At 45.6% G+C, this 12,469-nt stretch carries 8 protein-coding genes; 1 reads left to right on the top strand and 7 read right to left on the bottom strand.

Features of this window, described 5'->3' with window-relative positions; translation table 11 throughout:
• Positions 1 to 4: 4 nt before the first annotated feature.
• The 7 genes from DYADSP32_RS25510 to nirB all read right to left on the bottom strand — a co-directional run bounded on the left by DYADSP32_RS25510 (position 5) and on the right by nirB (position 11,274).
• Positions 5 to 949: a putative zinc-binding metallopeptidase gene (locus tag DYADSP32_RS25510; RefSeq protein WP_414618053.1), complete on the bottom strand. Its 945-nt coding sequence runs from the start codon at positions 947 to 949 to the stop codon at positions 5 to 7.
• Between the two features lie 3 nt (positions 950 to 952).
• Positions 953 to 2,425 carry a RagB/SusD family nutrient uptake outer membrane protein gene (locus tag DYADSP32_RS25505; protein ID WP_414618052.1) on the bottom strand — a complete coding sequence of 491 codons (1,473 nt, stop codon included), beginning with the start codon at positions 2,423 to 2,425 and terminating at the stop codon, positions 953 to 955.
• Positions 2,426 to 2,441: 16 nt separating this feature from the next.
• Positions 2,442 to 5,801 carry a SusC/RagA family TonB-linked outer membrane protein gene (locus tag DYADSP32_RS25500; RefSeq protein ID WP_149240114.1) on the bottom strand — a complete coding sequence of 1,120 codons (3,360 nt, stop codon included), beginning with the start codon at positions 5,799 to 5,801 and terminating at the stop codon, positions 2,442 to 2,444.
• Between the two features lie 342 nt (positions 5,802 to 6,143).
• Positions 6,144 to 6,821 (bottom strand): response regulator transcription factor, encoded by a 678-nt coding sequence (locus tag DYADSP32_RS25495; RefSeq protein ID WP_149240115.1) that lies wholly within the window; start codon positions 6,819 to 6,821, stop codon positions 6,144 to 6,146.
• Positions 6,822 to 6,864: 43 nt separating this feature from the next.
• On the bottom strand, positions 6,865 to 8,292 hold the full coding sequence (locus DYADSP32_RS25490; protein WP_149240116.1) for a histidine kinase: 1,428 nt from the start codon (positions 8,290 to 8,292) through the stop codon (positions 6,865 to 6,867).
• 3 nt (positions 8,293 to 8,295) lie between these two features.
• Positions 8,296 to 8,649, bottom strand: a complete 354-nt coding sequence (nirD, locus tag DYADSP32_RS25485; RefSeq protein ID WP_149240117.1) for a nitrite reductase small subunit NirD — start codon at positions 8,647 to 8,649, stop codon at positions 8,296 to 8,298.
• 93 nt (positions 8,650 to 8,742) lie between these two features.
• Positions 8,743 to 11,274 (bottom strand): nitrite reductase large subunit NirB, encoded by a 2,532-nt coding sequence (gene nirB, locus DYADSP32_RS25480; RefSeq protein WP_149240118.1) that lies wholly within the window; start codon positions 11,272 to 11,274, stop codon positions 8,743 to 8,745.
• Between the two features lie 279 nt (positions 11,275 to 11,553).
• On the opposite strand from nirB, the gene cobA reads away from it, so the two are divergent.
• Positions 11,554 to 12,312: a uroporphyrinogen-III C-methyltransferase gene (gene cobA / locus DYADSP32_RS25475; RefSeq protein ID WP_149240119.1), complete on the top strand. Its 759-nt coding sequence runs from the start codon at positions 11,554 to 11,556 to the stop codon at positions 12,310 to 12,312.
• Positions 12,313 to 12,469 lie beyond the last annotated feature (157 nt).

Below are 12,469 nucleotides of genomic sequence, written 5' to 3'. Positions count from 1 at the left end.
CTTGTCAAAATAACTTATTCATCGCGGCTCTGGTCCTTTTCTGTAGGCTGTAAAAATCAACTTTCCAGGTATTTTTATAATAGGCAACAACAATTGCTTCTTTCTGTCGCAAAGCAGCTTGAGCTTGTGCCTGGGTGGTTCCCTTCGGACTGGCACCGGCTGGAATTGAGTTTACAATTTTATCAAATCCAGCCTTGCCTTCAGTAAGCATCATGGCGATCATCTCAACAAAATCCTCGTCGAAGCTTGAAGATCCATAGGCAGTTACAAATCCATCTCTCCGGGCATCGGCATCATCCCAGTTGATCCAGTTGCCGCCCTGATACAATCCTCTCGACACCGACTTGAATTCTACCGGGTACAATACATTCTGGTGCAGAACATGGCCGAATTCATGGTGAATAGTCTGAAGAAACCGCTGCTTCACAAACGAGGAATCTCTGGCTGCCTCGTATCCGGGCATTCCTTTTACTTTGAACAAATTAGCCCCGAACAAGGTGACCTTCCTACCGCCCTCGGCAATCCCCAATGTAATGGAATTGTTTTCATTATACATGTTACTCCCCGAAAGGATGAAAAACTTCGGCGAAAATTTGTTGTAAAACACAATTCCTGCCTCCTCCACGTAGGGTATCGTCCAGGCTTTTTTGATGGTGCTCATCACCGGAATAACCATCGCTTCATCAGGGGGCACGAGCTCTTTGGTTACGTTTGCAAACTCAAACTGATCCCATTTGTATTTAACCGAAATGTTATAAGGTGTAGTCAGGCTGTCGAGCAGCCATTTATCCACCGGACCGTTCACCCAGGTGTCTCCTCCGAGACCAGGAATATCCTCAATTTCGCCGATGTCCTCTTCCTTGCAGGATACCAGCAGCACCGAACTGAGCAGAACTACGGAAAATAGAAATTTGGAGATTGTTACCGACATGCTGTTTGACGTTACCATTTGTTATCTCTGATTTTTTTCAAGACCCGACAGCGAAGCTGACTGAGGCAATTGTAGTACTCTTCTGGGATCTCCCTTTGGCAAAGTAATGACCTGCCCTTCCCGCGTGGTGTGCGAAACAGTCAGCCCAAACCGTTGTATATCGAACCAGCGCATGCCTTCCTGTACAAACTCCACTCTACGGAAAGCAATAATGGTATTGACAAGATTGCTGGTCACATCGGTAGAGCCGAAGTAGGTCCTCATTTTTGCCACTGTGATGGAATGATTAGCAGCACTATAGGTGTTCAGACGTTTGCTGGCAAACAAGTTCAGATCCGCCAAGGAGGCATTGGCATTATTTAGAAAAGCATTTGCTTCGGCCCTGTTGAAAAGGACTTCTTCTACGGTGAATACAGGAAGCATAACATAAGGAAAACCAATCTCTGCATTAACCGATTCCCTTACAAAATACTCCGTCAGTTTTGGGATCAGGTAATTGTTGTCTCCCTGTGAGTACAAAGGATAGGCCCAGCTTGCGGTAGGGCCGGCGATTTGCTCGCTTTCCGATATCTCCTGCCACTTTCTGTAATTCATCCCATACCTGTACTGAGCCACGTACCGTCCATAAAGAGAGGCCGTTTCTACCAGCATAAGATTGGCATTCTGGCTGGCTCGGGAATAAGTGTTATAGAGCTCCGCAGGTGAAAGGTTGGCATACTCTGTGTTCCAGGGCCTTAAATATTCTCCGATGTTACCTCCCGGGAAAACCGCGTTTGCGTAAGTCAGTACCTGCGCATAATCTTTTTTGACCAGATAAAACCTGGATGCAAATGCATTAGCTGCAGCCCTGTTGAAATGATATTTGGGTACGGTGTAAGATCCATCACTGATCAAGGGCAATCCTTCTTTCAGGTCCTTTTCGATCATCTCATACACATAAGCGACCGTCTTTCTCTCATATTTTTTGATCACAACCGTTTCGGGTTCTGTCACATAAGGTATCCCGAGGTCGGTGGAGGCTGTTTGCGCGTCATAGAATTTACTGAAAAATCCCACCAGCATAAAATGCGCGTAAGCTCTGGCGAGAAGCGCTTCTCCACGCTGCGCGCTGTAAAGCGAAGCATCCGGCATTTTGCTGATAATTTCAAGTGCCTGGTTGGCGACGGAAATAGCCCGATAGCATTCTGCCCAATACTGGTCTGGCGAATCCTGCTGATCGACAGATGTTTCTGCTTCTTCAAAAAGAAATGAAGACCTGTTTGTTTTATCATCCTCACCTGTTCCCTTATCTGCAACATTATCGCTCATGGCCTCAGCGAAAACCACATACCCGCCCTGGGGATAGGCCGAGGTAAGCAATTGAGAAACCTGCTTTGGTGAATTAATGGAGGCGCGGGTACTATCCGGCTCCGTTGATAAAAAATCCTCGCAGGCCAGCAATGTCAGCATCGGAATGAGGAGCATGACACTTTTTATTCTTGCTTTAATATTCATAATACCTGACAATATTTTACAAAGTAACTTTCAGAGCAACCGTAAATTGTTTTTGAATCGGCTGTGCAACACCACCGGAATTAAAGAATTCAGGATCCTGGCCTTTCAGCTTTTTATCCGCATAAACCAGCCATGGATTAATAGACGAAACCTGGATACTTGCCGCCGTCAGGCCAGCTCTTTTCACAGCCGCGAGAGGAACCTTGTAAGCAAGGGAAACTGATTTTAGCCGAACAAAATCTCCTTTTGCCACCCTTTCGGTAGAATAATTGAAGGCATTGTAAGGATAGGTTCCAGCCAGAGACTGTATAAAAATCTGATCACTGATCGCCGGGTTGTTGGTAATCGATTCTTCGCCGGACATTACCCAACGATCCAAAAACTCCTTCGGCATGGCATCCAGATCACTAAACCCTCCTTTGTACAAGGAATTCAGTCGGATTTTATTCCCATACTGATAGGTAAAAAATACGTTCAGTGTAAAATCTTTGTAGATAAATGTATTGTTCAGTCCTCCGGTAATCGGCGGATCCACGGGTCCTTCGTATCTCAGATATTTCACATTCTGATCCTGAAGATAAACGTTCGAAGACACTTCGCCATTTTCGTTTATAAATAAGGGGATGCCGCTCGTTGGCTGTAAGGCACTGTAATCAATGGAGAACAAACTACGAACCGGGCGCCCCTTTACATTGGCTCCTTCGGCCTTTACCAAATCAAATATTCCGGGGTCATTATCTACACTGGTGATTAAAGTATTAGAATAGCCAACGGTCACTCTGGCACGCCAGTCCCAGTCCTTTGTTTTAGAAATGACACCATCCAGTGAAAAATCAACACCGTACGACTGCATATCCGCATAGTTGGCCACCTTGTAAATTTGACCACCAATCCCGGAGGTTTTGATCTGATCTATCAAATCAAAGCTGTTACGAACGTATCCGTCTACGGTAAGATTCACCCGGTTACCCAGCACGCCCAGATCCAAACCCACATTGCCACTATACAGTTTTTCCCAGGTAAGTTCCGTATTTTCAAGAGAGGACAACTGAATGGCCGATTCCTTCTCATCGGCGTAGGGGCGCCGGGTAATGATACTCTGGAACAGTGCCGCGGTATTCGTGGCAGGCCCTGTATCTGCCGACAAACCATAGCTGGCGCGAATCCGGCCCATGCTGATCCAGGGCAGCTTTTTCATAAAATTCTCCCGATCAAAGTTCCAGGAGCCCGCTACGGTATAGGTAGGCAGCCACCTTGCTCTTGCCGACTTCCCAAAACCGTTGGAACCGTCATACCGCATGTAAGCAGTAAAATTGTACTTTTCATCCAGCGTATAACCCGCACTTGCATAAAATGCTGCAAAACGCTCATAATCCATACGCATCCCATAATACTGAAAATTGCTTTCAATAGTCTGTTTCAGTATTCTATAATCCACAAAAGGTGTTCCACCCTGTTCATATTGGAATCCATAACCGGTGTTGTTGGAATTCTGACGGTTGGTGTATTTTATCTCCTGGCCTACCAGAAAGTTTACATTATGCCTTTCGCTGAAAGTCCTGTTGTAGCGGAGGTTATTACGTACATTGTAAAAAAACATCTGATCCTCATTCTTATTGTAGAACCCACCACTGGGAAGCACAATGACCGGTTCAGCGTTTGGAACATCCGGGTCGGTGTACAGATACTTGTTGGCTAGAGCAATGGTGGAGTTGTCGGCTGCGCGATAGGCATTGGCCATGTTGGAGTTTTCTGTAATGATATGCTCCCGTCCGGTTTGAATGTAACGGAGTGCGCCTATAAAGTCATAGGTCAAAAAATCATTGAACTTAAAAGAAAAATCGCCCTGCAGGCGGATATCGGCCAGGTTGAGTTTGATCTTGTTATTGGCCAGCTCTGAGACAACATTAAATGGAGCAAAATTCCTTCTGAAAAATTCCAGATTGCCATTCTCATCGTAGGCAGTCAGCGTACGGCTCGTATTCAGTGCATAGCTAAAAGGGTTGATATCAAAATCACGGTCAAACTTACCTTCAACCGGATTGCTGCGGCGACTTAATGACCCCGGGGCTTCCTGCCTCCTTACCGATGCCAGCGTGGAAAACCCAACGGAAACCCGGTCGGAAAGTTTGTAATTATTTCTGAAATTGAGCGTATACCGTTTTACCTTGTCAGCGATTGTCCAGCCATTATCATCCAGGTAACTGGTAGAGAAATAGGATTGAGATTTATCCGTTCCGAAAGAAATACTCAGAGAATGTTCTTGAATGAAATTTTGCTTAAACAGTACATCAAACCAATCTGTATTTCTGCGGGCATAACCCATGAGGAACTCCTGCTTGGCCTCAGGGGTATTTTTGATGGCAAGATTGCCCTGCTCATCTGCGGTAGTGACCAGGTTGTAATATTTGCCATACACACCATAATCCGGTCGGGAAAGTATGCTCGAAGTTAAATACCCTTTCCGTTCAAGCTCACCCAGTACCGACATTTGTTGTGCCGAATTCATGATGTTGAAATTCCGGTACGAGGGCGTTAACTGTGTACTGAAATTTCCGGAATAGGTGATAACCGGCTTACCACTTTTGCCCTTTTTGGTGGTGATTACAATCACGCCATTCATTGCACGAGCGCCATAAAGTGCGGCAGCAGCCGCATCTTTCAGGATATCAAAACTCTCAATATCATTAGGGTTCAGGCCTGCCACAGCAGAGCCGAGCAATGTGGTAGGATCGCCGCTGGAAAGCTGATCATTGGAAATGTTCACAATGTCTTCGAGTACCACACCATCCACAACCCAAAGTGGTTTATTATCACCATTGAGGGAGGTTGCACCCCTGATACGCACCTTGGGGGCAGCTCCAAAAGTCCCGGACACATTTTGTACAGACACCCCTGCTGCCCGCCCTTCGAGCATCCTGCTCACATCGGGCAGACCGTCAATTTTAATTGCGTCGGTTTTTAGGGTGACTGCGGATCCCGTGAATTTATCTTTGTCTATCTGCTGAAATCCGGTGACCACCACATCCTGCAAAGCTACTGCGTCCTCTGTAATGACAATGTTTAAGTTTTTGGCAACTGCAACCTCCTTCGTAACGAAACCGATCATCGTAACTTGTATGACAGCTTTATTGCTAACAGCCTCCAGTGCAAACTCCCCGTTGATGTTGGTAACCGTACCTTTGGCGGCACCCTTGACCTGGACAGTTGCACCTATCAATGCTTCGCCGGTTGCACTCTTAACTGTACCGCGGACATCGATAACCTGCGCATGTGCACTCAATGAAAATAGAATAAGACATAGAAAAGTGACTATTACACTCAGAAAGAGTTCCCATGACCGGAACCGGCCAACGCTTCGATAAAAAATTGCCATACAGAAGTATAAGTCTAACTCTAAATTAATTGTCGGCCGTTTTGCGGTCTTGGTTATTAATGATTTCAATAATACACATAAACTAATCAAAAAACGAGAAGTTTTTTGATTAGCCTTTCCTCAAATTTTATTTAATATGTAATTAGCTGGGCCCTGTTACGGGGTAATGCCCAAATTATTGTGGTAAGTACCTTGAATTACGCAAATGAAGGGTGCTTGTGTGGAGTAAACGAAAAAAAAATATTTTTCGGTATGCGGCGTATAATTTTTAACAAAAACTCCTTAAAACCATGCTGACGGAGTCTGTGGGGCCATTGATATCGCTTCCAACAGGCCAAATTCTTACCGCTTCCTTGGTTCTTTAAGCGCAAGACTTATCAACTCGGCTGTGTTTCTTACGTTGGCTTTTTTCATTATGCTTGCTCGTTGATTCGCAACCGTATTAGAGCTTATGTCAAAATGTTCTCCTATTTCCTTACTGCTCAAGCCCTCCGTAAGGCACTGCAATATTTGTTGTTCGCGAGGCGTAAGCGCCTTCCAGATTGAAGCACCGGGGTTTTGTTCGAGACCCTGATATGGCTCGGGAACGGCCGTAACATGTTTAATCAAACTCCGTATAATGATACTTGAAGTGCTGGGTGGATAATAAAGCTCACCCTTAAATACACTTCTGACAGCCTTCAAGATCTCCTCCCTGCTCGTATCTTTCTGAAGGTAACCGGCCGCGCCGCTTTTTACCGCCGCCAGAATATAATCCGAATTATTATGCATACTAAATACAAGGATGCGGACATTCGGAAAGGCTGGAACAATTTGTTTAATTACATCTATACCCGACATACGTGGCATGGTTAAATCCAGCAAAATAACGTCCGGTCTTAATTCCTTAACCGATTCCATGACTTCATCACCATCAGTTGCCTCTCCTACAATAAGCATATCATCTTCGTCTTCCAGCAGGGTTATAATGCCCTGCCTAACCACCGAATGATCATCGACGACTAAAATACGTATCGGCATATTTTAAGATTTATCTCCATTTTTTTCAAGCTAAACACACCACTCACAATTCAACACTTATTGCCAGTCGAGTACCGTTGTCCACTTTTGAAACAATATCCATTACTCCATTCAGTAACTGAGTACGGGTACGAATATTCTCTATCCCATTCTGATTCGGAAAAAGCGCTCCATTCTTTTTCAAATTACTAATTAAAAATCCTTTTCCGTCGTCTTCGATCTCCAAAATCAAACGATTCTTATTTTGTTCTAATTTTATCAGAATATTTTCCGCTTTTGCATGTTTAAGTGCATTATTTAGCGCCTCCTGAGCAATTCGGTACAAGCCAATCTCCATAGGCTTGCTTAAAACGATTCTTTCAAGATCACCACTAAAGCTAACCCTCGTTCCTGAGACGCTTTGGGTCTGCTCACAAAGCAAGGCCAGCGCTGCACGCAAACCAAAGTCGTTCAGTACAGATGGCATCAGATTATAGGAAATTTGCCTTGTAGTCTGAATCGTATCCTGTATCATTGACACCAGTTGCTCTACACGCTGACGCTGCCTTTCATCCTGAAACTGTATTTGCTTCAGCTTCTCGGCATGCAATTTCAGTCCGGTCAGCATTTGGCCGATGCCATCATGGAGCTCCAGCGCAAAACGTTTTCTCTCCTCCTCCTGCCCCTCGATCAACGCGCTGGTACGAATCCTTTCCTCGGCCAGTTGTAACTGGTATTTTTCTTCCTCAACGCGTAGCAGATTATTTTGCGTATCCGTAAGCTGCTGGTTACTCTCTTTAAGTTTTTGATTGGAAATGCGTAATGCCTCCTCCGACTCTGTAAGCAGATGCACAGCTCTTCGGGTAGTATTCACCACAGGTCTGAAAATAAGTAATCCTTCTGCCAGAAGCACAAGGATTGTCATTAAATCCAGGATCCATTCTATCCTTTCCAGATTTTGAAGTCTTTCGAAACTTTCCTTCTCAAATTGAAAAACGATCTCATTCATCTTAGAAAGGAACGCAGGCTCAATCTCCAGTATCCTTAAAAGAGCAAAACGCCTTTCGGCATGCGTCGCATCCCCATCTCCGATCACCTGAAAATTTCTGTAAATTTCCTGATAGACGGGCTCCAACCCTGCAAACATGCTGTCGAGAGGAATACTTTTCCATTTGATAAACCTATTTTCAACCAGGAGCCTTTTGTTCGCCAGTTGTTCGTGACTCTCTTTCCAGTTTATCAATAAGGAATTAAAATCGGCAGAGTCATGATAAGTAATCCGCTCCACTCTAAGAATGGCCAGTTTAGATAGACGCTGACTCAACATGCGCTGACGACCCGCTACATTTACAACATGACTATCGTGATTTAAGCTGCTGATGGTTCTCCTTATCAAAAATAGCCCGCTGATCGTCAGCACCGCCACAACAATCAAAGCCACTACATAAAATCGCGTGAGACTGCCGGCGACGCGTTTGTCAAGTCTTTCCATTTATCATAACCCGATGTACACCTGATTTTCCTTTATCATTACCGGAAAGGTATTTATTTTATACGATTCATCGTTCAGGCATTGCCCATTTTCCAAAGAGAATACCTTTTTGTGAAATGGGCAGGCCACCTTGGGTTCACCCCCCTGGCTTCCGATCATCCCTCGCGATACGGCCATTTGCTGGCGGTGTGGACATTGATTATCCGTTGCGTACCACGCTCCCCTCCTGGCAAAGTTAAAGATAGCAATTTGTTTGCCTTCTACGAGTGCACATCCACCCCCATCAGCAGGAATAGCGTCTACAGTGCAGGCAAGATGCCATGTGATTCTGTCCTTTGTATTGTTTGTCGGTTCCATAATTTTTTGGAAATGTTCTCTTCGAATTAATTAAAATTGAGTATTCCTATGTAGCCACAGTAATCAGTCTCCACTCAGCTCCGTCCTCCATCGTCAAGCCCACTCCTTCACCTTCTTCTGATTTCGCATTGATTCAAATTGAACGCTCGGGTCCTTAATTGGCGCATTAACGAAATGTGTGAACCGTTTGCGCAGCTCAGGGCTTTCCACCACCTCCTTCCATTCGCACTGATACACGTCAATCAGCGACTGAATGTCACGTTCGAGTTCAGCGGCAATACCCAGGACATCATCCACCACAACGGCTTTCAGGTAACTCATACCGCCTTCCATTTTATTGAGCCAGGTGGCAGTTCTTGTCAATGGATCAGCGGTTTTGATATAAAACATCAGGAAACGATCAATCAGGCGCAGGCAGGTCTCCTTGTCCACATCCGTGGCGAGCAACTGGGCATGCTGTGGTGTAGAACCACCGTTGCCACATACATATAAATTCCAGCCTTTTTCCGTAGCAATGATCCCGAAGTCTTTACTCTGGGCCTCGGCACATTCACGAATACAGCCCGATACTGCCGATTTCAGTTTGTGCGGAGAACGAAGCCCTTTGTATCGGTCTTCCACTTCAATAGCAAATGTGACCGAATCCTGAACGCCAAACCGACACCAGGTAGAGCCTACACAACTTTTGACGGTACGGAGTGACTTTCCATAAGCATGTCCGCTTTCAAAACCGGCATGGATCAGCTCCTCCCAGATAGATGGCAAGTCGCCCAGATGAGCGCCAAACATATCTATTCTCTGCCCGCCCGTAATCTTGGTATACAGCCCATACTTCTGAGCCACCTGGCCGATTATGATCAGCTTTTCGGGCGTAATTTCTCCACCCGCAATCCGGGGGACCACTGAGTAGGTTCCGCCTTTCTGAATATTAGCCAAAAAGCGGTCGTTAGAATCCTGGACTGGGGCCCGGTCGGCCATCAGAATGTTTTCATTCCAAAGACTCGCAAGTACCGATGCAACCAGAGGCTTACACACTTCACATCCATCTCCGGTACCCAAATGGTTCAGCACCGAAGTATAGGTTTTGAGTCCCTCCATTTTTACCAAATCCAGCAATTCCTGCCGCGAATAATCAAAATGTTCGCATACTACATTCCGAACATAAACTCCCTTCTCTTTAAGTACACCCTGAATAATGTCTTTGACCAGCGGAACGCACCCACCACATCCGGTACCTGCTTTGCAGCATTTTTTGATGGCATCTATGGTTGTGTGTCCATTTTCTCCTACCTCATGGCAAAGCATACCCTTGGTTACGGCCTCACAGGAACAGATCAGTGCATCATCCGGAAAACTCATAACGCCCCCAACGGATGTTGCCTTTCCAGCCTCCTCACCACCCCGGGCTCCCAGGATCAGATCCTCCGAATCGGCAGGTAGCACGGTTCTATTCCTGCAGGTCTGCAAAAGCATATTGTACTGTTCAGCGTCTCCCACCAAAATTCCACCCAGCAACGACTTCCCGTCTGCCGAAATGTTGATCCTTTTATAAACCCCCTTCGCTTTGTTTTCATATCGAATGGTTTTACAGGCAGGCTCTTCGATAAACGCATCCCCAAAACTGGCTACATCCGTACCGATCAATTTGAGTTTCGTGGACATATCGAAAGGAAGGAATTCTTTTGACCCACCTAGCAGAGATGTTACCACCACCTCTGCCATTTCGTAACCGGGGGCAATGAGCCCATATATCATGTGATGCACCAGGGCACACTCACCGATGGCAAATATGGAAATGTCCGAAGTCCTCAAGTAATTGTCGACAATGATTCCGCCACGCGGGTGCGTTTCCAGTCCTGCAATTTTGGCGAGCTCATCTCTGGGACGGATTCCCGCCGAAATGACAAGCATATCCACATCAAGCACGGAGTTATCGGCAAACTGTAATCCGCTTATGCAATCCTCACCCACTATTTCCTGGGTGCTTTTGGCAAAATGAATCTGCAGGCCCAGACTTTCGAGTTGACTTTGGAGCACCTTAGAGCCTGCGTCGTCAATTTGCCTTGGCATAAGCCTGGGTGCAAATTCAACAACATGTGTTTCCTTCAAACCCAGATCGAGAAGCGCTTTGGCTGCCTCCAGACCGAGCAGACCACCGCCGAGCACAGCGCCCTTTTTCGCTTTTCTGGCAAACGACTGGATCAGTTCCAGATCCTCAATTGTCCGATAAACAAATACACCATCCTTTTCGACGCCCGGAATGGATGGGACAAACGCACCTGAACCGGTGGCAAGCACGAGATAGTCATAATAAACTATTACCCCATGGTGAGAGCGTACCCATTTTGCTTCTCTGTCTATATCCACGACCGGGTCCGACAAATACAAGTCTATGCCATTTTCAAGATACCATTCCGGTGGGACAAGGGTAAGGTCATCAGCAGTTTTACCAGCGAAATATTCGCTTAAATGAACGCGGTCATAGGCTACACGCGGCTCTTCGCCAAAAACCGTCAATGCAAAGACCTGATCCTTTTTGCCCTTGGACAATAATTTTTCGCAGAATTTATAGCCAACCATACCATTGCCAATGACCACAATCCGAGTGCTTCTGTTTGCTTTCATAGTTATTTGTAACTATTGTTTTTGAATAACCTTACTTTTTAATTGTATTATTTAAATATTACCAACATGCACACCATCCTTTCGATGCACCAAAATTAAATCGCGTTTTTACAATTTCCTAATTTTATATTCGCCAAATAGCGATTTTTAAAACATATTTTTTGGTCTTTTTATTGTTTTATAAAATTTACGCCCTAATTTTGACCCAACAATTACACATAGTTATATTTTACTATTGATGGTATAATTCCAATATTCACCATTTATTATAAATAAGAGATGGAAGCCAAACTTACCCTTGTCGGAGCCGGCCCGGGAAACGGAGAACTCATTACATTAAAAGGATTAAGGGCTTTGCAAAAAGCGGACGTTGTTTTATATGATGAACTGGCAAATACAGAACTCCTGGATTTCGCCCCGGCCCATGCCCTTAAAATGTATGTTGGAAAAAAGGTAGGTGAGGCATCCTTTTCTCAGGAAGAAATCAACGGTCTTATCGTACGCCTCGCCCGCAAACGCGGACATGTTGTAAGGCTGAAAGGTGGAGATTCTTTCGTATTTGGGCGAGGACATGAGGAGATGGAATATGCCAGAGACCATAACATCCACTGCGAAGTGGTTCCTGGCGTTTCGAGCTGCATAGCGGTGCCAGCATCCATGGAAATTCCGGTTACCCGCCGCGGCGTCAGTGAGAGTTTTTGGGTCATCACGGCAACAACACGCTCTGGAGAGTTATCAGAAGATCTCAGACTGGCAGTGCAGTCAAAGGCAACAGTGGTGGTATTGATGGGCCTGAACAAACTGGACGAAATATGCGCCCTTTACAAGCATTTTGGACGGGGGCATTTACCAATGGCTGTCATACAAAACGGCACCCGGCCCGACGAGAAGAGTGTACTGGGACAGGTTTGGGAAATACCACATTTGGTCAGGGAGCATCATATTGGCACACCCGCCATCATCATGTTAGGAGAAGTGGTGGCGCTTCATCCATCTTACGCCCTTGAGTATTTGAAAACAATGCAGACAATTTCGTAAAAAAGCCGGTCTGGTGTGGGGACACCGCGACCGGCTAAGCAAGGTGTTCATGTTCCACACAAACAGATCAAAGAAAATGGGAAAAAGCACATAATGCAAATAACGGGTGAGTAGCATGACGCAGCTCCACAGCACGAATAAAACACCTGCTCAGACA

Origin of the sequence: Dyadobacter sp. 32 (genome assembly GCF_902506755.1) — a bacterium.
In the GTDB taxonomy this organism is placed as follows: Bacteria; Bacteroidota; Bacteroidia; order Cytophagales; family Spirosomataceae; genus Dyadobacter.
This window is presented reverse-complemented; position numbering and strand designations above follow the sequence as displayed.